Source organism: Stella humosa (genome assembly GCF_006738645.1).
GTDB classification, from domain to species: Bacteria; Pseudomonadota; Alphaproteobacteria; order ATCC43930; family Allostellaceae; genus Allostella; species Allostella humosa.
In genome coordinates this window covers 3,040,328-3,053,237 of the sequence record NZ_AP019700.1, presented here as the reverse complement: position 1 = coordinate 3,053,237, position 12,910 = coordinate 3,040,328, and the positions used below count along the sequence as shown (strand labels likewise).

Genomic DNA, 12,910 nt, shown 5'->3' with positions numbered 1-12,910 from the left:
ACTAGGGGATGACGATCTTCGCCCGCGGGATGCTGCTGGCTGCCTTCACGGCGTTCTCGGCCGGCTCGGCCAGTGCCGCCGACCTGACGATCGGCCTGGGGGGTGCCGTTTCGGCGCTCGATCCGCACTATCACAACGTCGCCACCAACAACATGGTGACGCGCCACATCTTCGGCCGCCTGGTCGACCAGGACGCCAAGCAGAAGCTGGTGCCGGACCTCGCCGAATCCTGGAAGGCGATCGACGACACGACGTGGGAATTCAAGCTCCGCAAGGGGGTGAAGTTCCATGACGGGTCCGACTTCGACGCCAAGGACGTGGTGGCGACGCTAAGCCGCGTGCCGTGGGTTCCGAACAGCCCGTCCTCCTTCTCGATCTTCACCGGCCAGATCATCGAGACCAAGGTGATCGACGCGCACACGGTCCAGCTCAAGACCGCCACGCCGTTCCCGCTGATGCCGACCTTCATGGCCGGCTTCGCCATCATCTCCGACCAGTTCGAGCGCGCGCCGACCGAGGACTTCAACTCGGGCAAGGCGGCCATCGGCACAGGCCCCTTCAAGTATGCCCAGTTCGCCCGTGGCGACCGGATCGAGCTCGCGCGCTTCGACGGCTTCTGGGGTCCGAAGCCCGACTGGGAGAAGGTGACGATCAAGCAGATCACCAACTCTGCCGCCCGCGTCGCCGCCCTGCTCTCGGGCGACGTGCAGATCATCGACCAGGTGCCGACGGCGGACTTCGCGCGCCTGAAGAAGGACAAGAACGTCAACGTCTCCAGCGTCGTGTCCAATCGCGTCATCTACCTGTCGATGGACACCAACCGCGACCAGACGCCGTTCGTCACGGCCAAGGACGGCAAGCCGCTTGAGAAGAACCCGCTGAAGGACGTGCGGGTGCGCAAGGCGATGTCGATGGCGATCAATCGCCCCGCCATCGTCGACCGCGTGATGGAAGGCCAGGCGATCGCCGCCGCCCAGTTCCTGCCGGACGGCTTCTTCGGCACCAGCAAGACCCTGAAGGTCGAGAAGTTCGACGCCGACGGCGCCCGCAAGCTGATGGCCGAGGCCGGCTACAAGGACGGCTTCGCGCTGACGATCCACTCGCCGAACGACCGCTACCTGAACGACGAGAAGATCACCCAGGCAGTCGCCCAGATGTTCAGCCGCATCGGCATCCAGACCAAGGTCGAGGCGATCCCCTTCGCTACATACTCGCCGCGCGCGACCAAGCTCGAGTTCAGCATGATGCTGTGGGGCTGGGGCTCGGGCACGGGCGAGGTGTCGTCGCCGCTGCGCTCCTTCATCGCCACCTACGACCCGAAGAAGGGCAACGGCCCGTCCAACCGCGGCCGCTACAGCAATCCGCGCGTCGACGAACTGCTGGGCCAGGCCCTGCAGACCGTGGACGACGCCGCGCGCGAGAAGCTGCTGCAGCAGGCGACCGAGACCGCCATCCTCGACGTGGCCATCATCCCGCTGCACTACAACATCAACAACTGGGCGACGCGGGCGGGCTTCACCTACGAGCCGCGCACGGACGAATCGACCCTGGCGACGGGCGTCAAGGCCAAGCGCTGAGCGTCCGCTAGAGTCCCTGGACCGGCATCGGCGGCGACGTCGATGCCGGCCGCCGCCGTACCGGTGGTATTCTGATGACCGTATTCCTGATCCGCCGCCTGATGCAGGCGGTCGTCGTGCTGTTCGTGATGTCGCTGATCGTTTTCGTCGGCGTCTATGCGATCGGCAATCCGATCGACATCCTGATCAGCCCGGAGGCCGACCAGATGGAGCGCGAGCGCGCGATCCGCGCGCTCGGCCTCGACCTGCCCCTGTGGGAGCAGTATCTCGTCTTCCTGCAGAAGGCGGTGGCGGGCGACCTCGGCCGGTCGTTCGCCTTCGCCACGCCGGCCCTTCAACTCATCATGGAGCGGATGCCGGCGACCCTGGAACTGGCGGTCGCCGCCATGGGCATCTCCATTGTCGTCGGCATCCCGCTCGGCATGTGGGCCGGCTGGCGGCCGGAATCCTTCGCCGGCCGCACGATCATGGCCGGCTCCATCCTGGGCTTCAGCCTGCCGACCTTCTGGGTCGGGCTGATGCTCATCATGGTGTTTGCCGTCCATCTTGGCTGGCTGCCTTCTACCGGCCGCGGCGAGACGGTGGAAATCTTCGGCCTGCGCCTCAGCATCTTCACGCTCAATGGCTGGCAGCACCTGCTGCTGCCGGCCTTCAACCTGGCGCTCTTCAAGATGGCGCTGGTGATACGCCTGACGCGGGCCGGCATGCGCGAAAACCTCTTGATGGACTACGTCAAGTTCGCGCGGGCCAAGGGGCTGTCGACCCGGCGGGTGGTGTTCGTCCATGTGCTGAAGAACATCATGATCCCGGTCGTCACCATCCTCGGCCTCGAGCTGGGCTCGGTCATCGCCTTCGCGGTGGTGACGGAGACGATCTTCTCCTGGCCCGGCATGGGCAAGCTGATCATCGATTCGATCAACCAGCTCGACCGGCCGGTGATCGTCGCCTACCTGCTGATCACCGTCTCCATGTTCATCTTCATCAACCTCGTGGTCGATATCCTCTATTCGGTGCTCGACCCGCGGGTCCGGCTCAAGGAGATGAAGTCGTGACCGTCACCACGCCCGACCGCATCGCGGCCGCGACGGCCGTCGACCCTGTCCCGGTGGTCATCTCGCCGCTGCGGCAATTCTGGATCGAGTTCCGCGAGAACAAGGTGGCCGTGGCCGGGCTCGTCGGCTGCATCATCATCGTGCTGCTGGCCCTGCTGGCGCCGCTGATCTCGCCGCAGAACCCCTACGACCTGACGCAGCTCGACATCATGGACGGCCGGCTGGAGCCGGGCGAGGCCGGCGCCGACGGCACCGTCTTCTGGCTCGGCACCGACGACCAGGGCCGCGACATGCTGAGCGGCATCCTCTACGGCATCCGCATCAGCCTGGCCGTGGGCCTGGCATCGGGCGTGCTGGCGATGCTGTTCGGCGCATCCATGGGGCTGCTGGCCGCCTATTTCGGCGGCCGGGTCGATACGCTGATCATGCGCGTCGTCGACCTCCAGCTCTCGTTCCCCGCGATCCTGCTGGCGCTCATCCTGGTGGCGGTGCTGGGGCAGGGGATCGACAAGATCATCATCGCCCTGGTGGCGGTGCAGTGGGCCTACTACGCCCGCACCATCCGCGGCACGGCGCTGGTGGAACGGCGCAAGGAGTATATCGAAGCCGCCCAGTGCCTGGCCCTGGGCGACGCGCGGGTGGTGTTCCGCCACCTGCTGCCCAACTGCCTGCCGCCCTTGATCGTCGTCGGCACCGTCCAGGTGGCGCATGCCATCGCGCTGGAGGCGACCTTGTCGTTCCTGGGCATCGGCCTGCCGATCACCGAGCCGTCGCTTGGCCTGCTGATCGCCAACGGCTTCGAGTACATGCTGAGCGGCAAGTACTGGATCAGCTTCTTCCCCGGCGTGGCGCTGCTGCTGACGATCGTCAGCATCAACCTGGTGGGCGACCAGCTTCGCGACGTGCTCAACCCGCGCCTGCGGAAGTGACGATGGCAAACTCCAGCGGCGCCACCCTCGCGGTCGAGGACCTGCGCACCCATTTCCACACCCGCGCCGGCGTGCTGAAGGCGGTCGACGGGGTGTCCTTCTCGGTCGGCAAGGGCCGCATCCTGGGCCTGGTCGGGGAGTCCGGGTCGGGCAAGTCGGTCACCGGCTTCTCGATCATCGGCCTGGTGGACCCGCCGGGCCGCATCGCCGGCGGCCGCATCCTCTTCAACGGCGAGGACCTGGCCCAGGCCTCCGAGGCACGCCTGCGCAACCTGCGCGGCAACCGCATCGCGATGATCTTCCAGGACCCGATGATGACGCTGAACCCGGTCCTGCGCATCGACACGCAGATGATCGAGGCGTTGCAGGCGCACCAGAAGATGGACCGCACGACCGCGCTGGCGCGGGCCCGCGACGCGCTTGGCCAAGTCGGCATCCCGTCGCCGGACGAGCGGCTGAAGTCCTATCCGCACCAGTTCTCGGGCGGCATGCGCCAGCGCGTCGCCATTGCGATCGCGCTCCTCAACCGGCCGGATGTCATCATCGCCGACGAGCCGACGACCGCGCTCGACGTCACCATCCAGGCGCAGATCCTGTTCGAGGCGCAGAAGCTGTGCCGCGAGGTGGGGACGGCGCTCATCTGGATCACCCACGACCTGTCGGTGGTGGCGGGCCTCGCCGACGAGATCTGCGTCATGTATGCCGGCCGCGTGGTCGAGCAGGGGCTGGTGGGCGACGTGCTGGATGCGCCGCTGCATCCCTATACCCACGGGCTGATCGGGTCGGTGCCGAGCCGCAATCGCCGCGGCCAGCCGCTGACGCAGATCCCCGGCATGGCGCCGTCGCCCCTGTCGCTGCCGAGCGGCTGCAGCTTCCGCACCCGCTGTCCGCGGGCGGACGCCGCCTGCGAGGTGCCGCCGCCGATGACCGAGTTCCGCCCCGGCCGCCACGCCCGTTGCGTTCACCCCCATTTGGAGGCGGTTGCGGCATGACCGGCGCCCCGATCATCCAACTCGAGGGCGTGTCCAAGCGCTTCTCCAAGCCGCTCGACGTCGCCGCCAAGGTCGCCAACATGCTGGGCGCCGGCATGAAGGAGGTGGTGGTCCGCGCCGTCGACAGCGTGGACCTGGTGGTGCATGAGGGCGAGGTGGTGGGTCTGGTCGGCGAATCCGGCTGCGGCAAGTCCACGCTGGGCCGCATCGTCGCCGGGATCCACAAGCCGAGCGACGGCCGTGTCCGCTATCGCGGCCAGGACGTCACCGCCATGTCCTCGGTCGAGGCCAAGCGCGCGGCGCTCGCGGTGCAGATGATCTTCCAGGATCCCTTCGCCTCGCTGAACCCGCGCCTGCGCGTGGCCGAGATCATCGGCGAGGCGCCGCAGGTCCATGGCATCGTCCGCGCGGCCGAGGCCGACCGCTATGTCGACGACCTGATGCGCCGGGTCGGCCTCGACCCGTCCTATCGCCGTCGTTACCCGCACCAGTTCTCGGGCGGGCAGCGCCAGCGCATCGGCATCGCCCGAGCGCTGGCCGTGAAGCCGGAATTCATCGTCTGCGACGAGGCGGTGGCGGCGCTCGACGTCTCGATCCAGGCGCAGGTACTGAACCTGTTCATGGAGCTGCGGCGCGAATTCGGACTGACCTACCTCTTCATCAGCCATGACCTGGGCGTGGTCGAGCATCTCTCCGACCGCGTCGTCATCATGTATCTGGGCCGCGTCGTCGAGAGCGCGGCCACCGAGGACCTGTTCGACCGCGCCAACCACCCCTACACGCGCGCCTTGCTGGAAGAGGTCCCGCGGATCGATTCCCGCCGCAAGCAGTTCGAACCGGTGAAGGGCGAAATCCCATCGCCGCTCGACCCGCCGCCCGGCTGCCATTTCCACCCGCGCTGCCGCTACGCCATGGCGCGCTGCCGGGCAGAGATACCGGCACTGCGCGAGATCGCGCCGGGACATATGTCCGCCTGCCACCTGAACGATCAGGGTTGAGCCATGTCCGAGCCCGTCTTCGTCCGTCAGCCCGAGGGCGATCCGGCGCCGCTGGTGCTGGATTCGCCCCATAGCGGCGACGTCTACCCGGCCGATTTCGGCGCGGCCTGCGACCCGGCGCTGCTGCGCCAGGCCGAGGACGCCTGGGTCGACGAACTGTGGGGCGGCGCCATCGCGCTCGGCGCGACCATGGTCGCGGCCGGCTTCCCGCGTGCCTATATCGACCCCAATCGTGCGCTGGAGGACATGGACCCGGCCCTGCTGGACGAGCCATGGCCGGGCCCGATCGCGCCCGGTGACAAGTCCGGCCGCGGCGTCGGCCTGATCTGGCGGCTGATCAAGGGCGAGGTGCCGATCTATGGTCGCCGGCTGTCCGTGGCCGAGGTGCAGCAGCGCATCGACCGCTATTGGGTGCCCTATCACGCCGCACTCGACCGGGCGGTGGACGATGCCTTCGCGCGCTTCGGGCAGGTCTGGCATATCGACTGCCATTCGATGCAGGCGACCGGCAACAAGCGCTCGGTCGACGGCGACGGCACGCCGCGCGCCGATTTCGTGCTGGGCGACCGCGACGGCACCACCTGTGCGGCCGATTTCACGCGCTTCGTGGCCGAGCGGGTCGCCGCCATGGGCTATTCGGTGAAGGTGAACGACCCCTACAAGGGCGTGGAGATCGTGCGCCGCCATGGGCGCCCGGCCGAGGGCCGGCACAGCCTGCAGATCGAACTGAACCGCGCCCTCTACATGGATGAGGAGGCGCACGCCAAGATCCCGCGCTTCCAGCAGTTGCAGGCCGACTTGACGACGCTGACCCGCGATCTCGTTGCCTTCATCGCGCGGCGACCGTGAACCCGACCTTCGCCACGCCGCCGACCTTTCTCGGCACGCTGCGCACCGACAGCCAGGCGCGCTTCGTCACGGCCGGCATCCCCTACGACATCGGCACCACCAACCGGGCCGGCACCCGCTTCGGCCCGGCGGCTATCCGCACGGCCAGCCGCATGCTGGTCGACGGCGTGAACCCGTGGCAATGGACGGCGCCGGCCGAACTCGACCTGGCCGACATCGGCGATTTCGAGATCATGCTGGGCGACATCCGCGAAAGCCTGCGCCTGATCGAGATGCGGGCGGCCGCCCTTTCCGGGCATCTGGTGGCGCTGGGCGGCGACCATACCGTCACGCTGCCGCTGCTGCGCGGGTTGGCGCCGCGCACCGGGCCGCTCGGGCTCGTCCATTTCGATGCCCATGTCGACACCTGGCCCGACAGCTTCGGCCAGCCGATGGGCCATGGCTCGGTCTTCTACCACGCCATCAACGAGGGGCTGGTCGACCCCCGGCGGATGATCCAAATCGGCATCCGCTCGCCGGTCGGCCGCGACGTCTGGGACTGGACGGTGGGGCAGGGGGTGACGATCCTGCCGGCCGAGGAATGCCACCGCCTGGGCGTCGACGGCGTGGTCGAGCAGATCCGCCGGGTCACTGGCGACGGCGCCACCTACCTGACCTTCGACATCGACGCCATCGACCCGTCCCAGGCACCCGGCACCGGCACGCCCGAGATCGGCGGCCTGTGGACCTGGCAGGCCCAGGCCATCATCCGCCGCCTGGGCGGCATCGACTGGCGCGGCATGGACGTGGTCGAGGTCAGCCCGCCCTATGACAGCGCCGAGATCACGGCGCTCGCGGCCGCGACCTTTGCCTTCGAGTATCTCAGTCTCTTCCGGGCCGACTGAATCCGACGCAAGCCGCGGGAGGTGAGGATGGCCACGCTGTTCATGGTCTGCGGCAAGATAGCTACGGGGAAGTCCACTCTGGCTGCGCAGTTGGCCGATCGGAGCGGGACGATCCTGGTCTCCCAGGACCGGCTGATGTCCAGGCTGTACCCTGACGAGATCCGCTCGATTGAGGACTATGCGCGGGTCTCACCCCGTCTGCGGGATGCGATGGGTGATCACCTGGCGTCGATCCTGCGTGCCGGTGTGTCCGTCGTGCTGGATTGGCCGGCAAACACCGTGCTGGTGCGGCACTGGATGCGTTCGGTGTTCGAAGCGGGCGCTGCCGATCACGAACTGCATGTCGTGCATGTCGACATGGCGGAGCGGCGGCGGCGCCTGATGGTGCGCAACGCTGCCGGGGGCCACGAGTACCAGGTGGACGACGAGACGCTGGCGCTGTTCGACCGGCATTTCGAGGAACCGGGGCCGGCAGAAGGCTTCCACCTCGTACTTCACGACTGATCTATCGTCGACGGGCACCAAAGGGCTATATCGGTGGCCGAACCGGAGGCCCGAGGATGCTCTACAACCCGCCGCATTTCCGCGAAAACGACCGCGCCGTCCTGGTGGCGCATATCGCCCGGGCCGCCTTCGCGACGCTGGTGACGCAAGGGGCGGACGGGCCGATCGTCAGCCACCTGCCGATGCTGATGCGCCCCGATCCGGCGCCGGGCGGGGCGCTCATCGGCCATGTCGCCAGGGCCAACCCGCAATGGCGGGCAAGCGACCTGGAGCGGCCGGCGCTGGCCATCTTCATGGGGCCGCACGCCTATGTCTCGCCGTCCTGGTATCCGGGCAAGCCCGAGCACGGTCGGGTGGTGCCGACCTGGAACTATGGCGTCGTCCATGTCACCGGCCGGCTGGTGGTCCTGGACGATCCCGATGCCGTGCTCGACATCGTCGAGCGGCTGACCAACGTACATGAGGCCGGCTTCGAGCATCCGTGGAAGGTGTCGGACGCACCGGCCGACTTCGTGCGCGCGCAACTGAAAGGGATCGTCGGCCTGCGGCTGGAGATCACCGCGATCGAGGGCAAGATGAAGCTGAGCCAGAACCGCGCCGCGGCCGATCGCGCCGGGGTGGTGGCCGGCCTGGAATCCTGCGACGAGCCGGCGAGTGCGGCCCTGGCCGGCGCGATGCGCGAAACCGGGTCCGGCGGGTGATGTGAAGGATTTGCTGCACTTGCGATATCCTCTTGCAATGCCGGCGATAATCCGTATATCCACCCCCCGTACAGACGCACACGCACGTGCCAATGCCCCCGTGGGGTAAGTAACGACGGACGCGTCCTTTTTGGCAGAACCGGTCAACAGTGGGCCGGTCCCGAGAGGGAGGTGGACATGGTTGCGACCCGCGCGGGAGCGCACGCATCCCGTCTTGGTTCTAGGTGACGACGGCCGGCTGATCCCTGGGTTCAGCCGCTAGACCCGTCGTCGCCCTTTTCCTGGAATATTCGGCCCTTCCCTGGCGGAAGAGGCCGTTGAACCGAACCCGCCCCGGCCATTGACCGGCGGCAGGTCGTCGGGAGGATGCCAATGTCCGAGCTGCGTCACCGCTCCGCGGTATCGCCGTTGCGCCGCGCCGTCACCGGCCGTTTTGCCGACCGTCGCGGCGTCCGTGCCAATCAGCGCCTGCCGCTGATCGACGAGATCGTGCGCGCCCACCGTCCGGAAGACCCGATGCACTGCCTGCGCCCGGCCGTCCTGGCCGCGGCCGCGCGGTCGTTCGTGGCGGCCTTCCCGGGCGAAGTGCTCTATGCCGTGAAGTGCAATCCGGAGCCGGCCGTGCTGCGCGCGCTGCATGCGGGCGGGGTGCGCCATTTCGACTGCGCTTCGCCGGCCGAGATCCGTCTCGTGCGCCAGCTCTTCCCCGATGCCGAGATCCACTACATGCATCCGGTGAAGGGGCGGGCGGCGATCCGCGAGGCGTGGGTCGCGCAGGGCGTGCGCGACTTCTCGTTCGATTCCATGGCCGAGCTGGAGAAGATCCTGGCCGAGACCGAGGGCCAGCCGGGCCTGGGCCTGTTCGTGCGCCTGGTGCCGCCCAAGGCGGAGACCATGTACGACCTGTCCGGCAAGTTCGGTGCCGTGCCCGCGGTCGCGGTCGAGCTGCTTCGCCGGGCGGCCGCGGTCGCCGAGCGGGTCGGCATCTGCTTCCATGTCGGCTCGCAGTGCATGGAGCCGGCGGCCTATGCCCGCGCGATCGCGCTGGCGGCAGAGGTGGCGCGGGAGTCGGGCGTGCGGATCGACGTGCTGGATGTCGGCGGCGGGTTTCCCGTCAGCTATCCCGACGTCACGCCGCCGCCGCTGGCCGACTTCATGGAGCAGATCGCCGACGCCTTCGCGGCGACCGGGCTTGCCGACCATGGCTGCCGCCTGTGGGCCGAGCCGGGCCGTGCCCTGGTCGCCCCTGGCGTCTCGCTGGTGGTCCAGGTGCAGCACCGGCGCGGCGACGAGCTGTTCGTGAACGACGGCGTCTACGGCAGCCTGTCGGACGCGGGCGTGCCCGCCTTCCGCTTCCCGGCGCGGCTGATCCGGCTCGACCGGGCGGCGGCGCAGGAGCAGACGGGCTTTGCCTTCTTCGGCCCGACCTGCGACAGCGCCGACCGCATGGCCGGTCCCTTCCACCTGCCGGCCGATGCGGGCGAGGGGGACTGGATCGAGCTGGGGCAACTCGGCGCCTATGGCGGGTCGCTGCGCACGGCCTTCAACGGCTTCGACCAGGCCCGCCTGGTCGAGGTGCGCGACCGGCCGCTGCTGGAGACGCCCGGCTACGACCTTATCGCGATCGCCGCCTGAAGGCGGCGATCGTCCACCCACCTGAACGTCGGCATCGCGACCGGCGGGGGGAGTTCTGAATGAAGCACGTCCGTTTTCCGGGAAAGATCGTCATGGTCGGCATGGGCAGCATCGGCCAGGGGGTGCTGCCCCTCATCTTCCGGCACATCGCGGTCGATCCGCAGCAGATCACCATCGTGACCGCGGACGATCGCGGCCGCGCGGTGGCCGGCGAGTACGGCGTGCAGTTCATCGAGCAGCCGCTGACGCGGGACAACTATGCCGGCATTCTTACGCCGATGCTGGCGGCTGGCGACTTCCTGGTGAACCTGTCGGTCGAGGTGTCCAGCGTCGCCCTGATGGAGCTGTGCCAGGCCCAGGGCGCGCTTTATCTCGACACCTGCATCGAGCCCTGGCCCGGCGGCTACACCGACCCCAGCCTGACCTACTCCCAGCGCTCCAACTACGGCCTGCGCGAGACGGCGCTGGCCCTCAAGGCCAAGAGCGCCGGCGGTCCGACCGCGGTCATCACCCATGGCGCCAACCCCGGCATCGTCTCGCACTTCGTGAAGCGGGCACTGCTCGACATCGCCCGCGACACCGGCAAGCCGGTCGCCGCGCCGAAGGACCGCGCCGGCTGGTCCGGCCTGGCCGAGATGCTGGGCGTCAAGACGATCCACATCGCCGAGCGCGACACCCAGGTCTCGCTGACGCCCAAGCGGCCCGGCGAGTTCGTCAACACCTGGTCGATCGACGGGTTCGTCAGCGAGGGCTGCCAGCCGGCCGAACTGGGCTGGGGCACGCATGAGCGGCACTTCCCGGCCGACGGCGCCCGGCACGAAACCGGCAGCAACGCCGCCATCTACCTGATGCGGCCCGGCGCCTCCACGCGGGTCCGCACCTGGACGCCGCTGGCCGGTCCGATCCATGGCTTCCTGATCACGCACAACGAGTCGATCTCGATCGCCGACTACTACACGGTGGCGGGCGCCGATGGTTCGCCCCGCTATCGCCCGACCGTCCATTATGCCTACCACCCGTGCGACGATGCGGTGCTGTCGGTCCATGAGCTGGCCGGTCGCAACTGGCAGCAGCAGACGCGCCAGCGCCTGATGGTGGACGAGGTCGTGAGCGGCATCGACGAGCTGGGCGTGCTCCTGATGGGCCACGCCAAGGGCGCCTACTGGTTCGGCTCGCGCCTGACCATCGACGAGACCCGGCATCTCGTGCCGCACAACAACGCCACCAGCCTGCAGGTGACGGTCGGCGTGCTGGCCGGGATGATCTGGGCGATGGAGAACCCCAAGGCCGGCATCGTCGAACCCGACGAACTGGACCACGAGCGGATGTTCGCGATCATGACGCCCTACTTGGGCAACGTCGTCGGCCAGTACGGCGGCTGGACCCCGCTGGAGGACCGCAGCGTCCTCTTCCCCGAGGACATCGACCGCGACTGCCCCTGGCAGTTCAAGAACTTCCGCGTGGTATGATGCGATCGCCCGCCGCCGGTCCCTACGCAGGGGTCGGCGGCGTGGCAGGCTCGATGCAGTCAGGTGCCGTGGCGTTGGAGTGGCTGATGGTTCGCAGATTGGCAGTGGCGTCCCTGGTCGCAGTGGCCCCGATCCTGGTCGCCAAGGTTGCAGCGGCCGATATGCTGATCCAGATCAACAATCAGTCGAGAGAGCAGGTCGGCCTGGCGGTCTCGGGCACGGGCGTCACCCATCACGTGCTCCCAGGCGGGTCGCACAGCGCCGGACCCTACGCGGAAACCAGGGTGGTCGAGGTCACCGTCAGCGACATTCAGCTCACGGCGAGCGGCAACGGCCTTGCCTGTGCCGGCACGGCCGTGCTCACCGCGCTGCCCCCGAACGCTTCGTCGTGCACGTGGGTCGAAGCTGCGGCGAGTGCCAATGCGCCGGCGAAGTGCACCGTGGCCACATCGGGAAACAGCTCGGCCCAGTGCAAGGTGATGATCCTCATGGCGCCAAAGGATTAGGCTCGAGCGAGAGTCGACGGCGCCGTCACGGCTGGAACTGTTCCTTCACGATCCGCTCCGCCAGGTTCATCTCGCGGTCGAACAGCAGGGTCATGGCCGTCGTCCGGTCCTCATGGACCTCGACGGCGATGACGTCGCGGACCTCGGTGAAGTCGGCGACGGCGCTGACCGGGCGCTTGTCCGGCTCCAGGATCTCGAAATGCACCTTGGCGCCGTGCGGCAGCAGGGCGCCGCGCCAGCGCCGCGGGCGGAAGGCGCTGATCGGCGTCAGCGCCAGCACCTCGGAGCCGAGCGGGATGATCGGGCCGTGGGCCGACAGGTTGTAGGCGGTGCTGCCGGCCGGCGTCGATACCAGCACGCCGTCGCACACCAGCTCCTCCAGCCGCACGATCCCGTCGATGCGAATGCGGATCTTGGCCGACTGGCGGGTCTCGCGCAGCAGCGACACCTCGTTGATCGCCTGGCCCTCTTCGCGCTTCCCATGGATGGTCTCGGCCACCATGCGCAAGGGGTGGAGCGTGACGGGGTCGGCGGCCGCGATCCGCTCCACCAGGCCCAGGGGGGAGAACGGGTTGAGGAGGAATCCGACCGTGCCGCGGTTCATGCCGAAGATCGGCACGCGCCGCGCCAGGCAGCGGTGCAGCGTCTCCAGGAGAAGGCCGTCGCCGCCCAACGCCACGATGACGTCGCAGTCGTCGACGGGGACATGGGGATAGAGTCGCTCCAGCTCCGCCAGGGCCTCGCGGGCGGGGGCGGTTTCGGCGGCGACGAAGGCGAGGCGGGGATCGACCATTGGCTGCGGTTATCCGGCCTG

The 12,910-nt window shown here is 68.5% G+C and carries 13 protein-coding genes; 12 read left to right on the top strand and 1 reads right to left on the bottom strand.

Annotated features, from left to right (window positions below; all coding sequences use genetic code 11):
• Positions 1 to 8: 8 nt before the first annotated feature.
• The 12 genes from STVA_RS14375 (at position 9) to STVA_RS14320 (ending at position 12,096) form a co-directional block, all read left to right on the top strand.
• Positions 9 to 1,577, top strand: a complete 1,569-nt coding sequence (locus tag STVA_RS14375) for an ABC transporter substrate-binding protein (protein WP_123688598.1) — start codon at positions 9 to 11, stop codon at positions 1,575 to 1,577.
• Between the two features lie 74 nt (positions 1,578 to 1,651).
• Complete coding sequence (locus STVA_RS14370) at positions 1,652 to 2,629, top strand: ABC transporter permease (protein WP_123688597.1); 978 nt, start codon at positions 1,652 to 1,654, stop codon at positions 2,627 to 2,629.
• On the top strand, positions 2,626 to 3,558 hold the full coding sequence (locus STVA_RS14365) for an ABC transporter permease (protein ID WP_245978210.1): 933 nt from the start codon (positions 2,626 to 2,628) through the stop codon (positions 3,556 to 3,558). Before STVA_RS14370 ends, STVA_RS14365 begins: the two co-directional genes overlap by 4 nt.
• A 2-nt stretch (positions 3,559 to 3,560) precedes the next feature.
• Positions 3,561 to 4,550 carry an ABC transporter ATP-binding protein gene (locus STVA_RS14360; protein ID WP_123688596.1) on the top strand — a complete coding sequence of 330 codons (990 nt, stop codon included), beginning with the start codon at positions 3,561 to 3,563 and terminating at the stop codon, positions 4,548 to 4,550.
• The gene (locus STVA_RS14355) at positions 4,547 to 5,548 is read left to right on the top strand and encodes an ABC transporter ATP-binding protein (RefSeq protein ID WP_123688595.1); all 1,002 of its coding nucleotides are present in this window, start codon (positions 4,547 to 4,549) and stop codon (positions 5,546 to 5,548) included. The genes STVA_RS14360 and STVA_RS14355 overlap by 4 nt, the downstream gene beginning before the upstream one ends.
• Before the next feature lie 3 nt (positions 5,549 to 5,551).
• Positions 5,552 to 6,397, top strand: a complete 846-nt coding sequence (locus tag STVA_RS14350; protein ID WP_123688594.1) for an N-formylglutamate amidohydrolase — start codon at positions 5,552 to 5,554, stop codon at positions 6,395 to 6,397.
• Complete coding sequence (gene speB / locus STVA_RS14345) at positions 6,394 to 7,281, top strand: agmatinase (protein ID WP_123688593.1); 888 nt, start codon at positions 6,394 to 6,396, stop codon at positions 7,279 to 7,281. The genes STVA_RS14350 and speB overlap by 4 nt, the downstream gene beginning before the upstream one ends.
• A 27-nt stretch (positions 7,282 to 7,308) precedes the next feature.
• Complete coding sequence (locus tag STVA_RS14340; RefSeq protein ID WP_123688592.1) at positions 7,309 to 7,785, top strand: P-loop nucleotide/nucleoside kinase family protein; 477 nt, start codon at positions 7,309 to 7,311, stop codon at positions 7,783 to 7,785.
• A gap of 56 nt (positions 7,786 to 7,841) precedes the next feature.
• The gene (locus tag STVA_RS14335; protein ID WP_123688591.1) at positions 7,842 to 8,486 is read left to right on the top strand and encodes an FMN-binding negative transcriptional regulator; all 645 of its coding nucleotides are present in this window, start codon (positions 7,842 to 7,844) and stop codon (positions 8,484 to 8,486) included.
• Between the two features lie 372 nt (positions 8,487 to 8,858).
• Positions 8,859 to 10,121: a type III PLP-dependent enzyme gene (locus STVA_RS14330; RefSeq protein WP_123688590.1), complete on the top strand. Its 1,263-nt coding sequence runs from the start codon at positions 8,859 to 8,861 to the stop codon at positions 10,119 to 10,121.
• A 59-nt stretch (positions 10,122 to 10,180) separates the two neighbouring features.
• Positions 10,181 to 11,590: a homospermidine synthase gene (locus STVA_RS14325; protein WP_123688589.1), complete on the top strand. Its 1,410-nt coding sequence runs from the start codon at positions 10,181 to 10,183 to the stop codon at positions 11,588 to 11,590.
• A complete protein-coding gene (locus STVA_RS14320) occupies positions 11,587 to 12,096 on the top strand; it encodes a hypothetical protein (protein WP_148071362.1) in 510 nt (169 codons plus the stop codon). Before STVA_RS14325 ends, STVA_RS14320 begins: the two co-directional genes overlap by 4 nt.
• A 25-nt stretch (positions 12,097 to 12,121) precedes the next feature.
• On the opposite strand, the gene STVA_RS14315 is transcribed toward STVA_RS14320, so the two are convergent.
• Positions 12,122 to 12,889: an NAD kinase gene (locus STVA_RS14315; protein ID WP_123688587.1), complete on the bottom strand. Its 768-nt coding sequence runs from the start codon at positions 12,887 to 12,889 to the stop codon at positions 12,122 to 12,124.
• Positions 12,890 to 12,910: the final 21 nt, after the last annotated feature.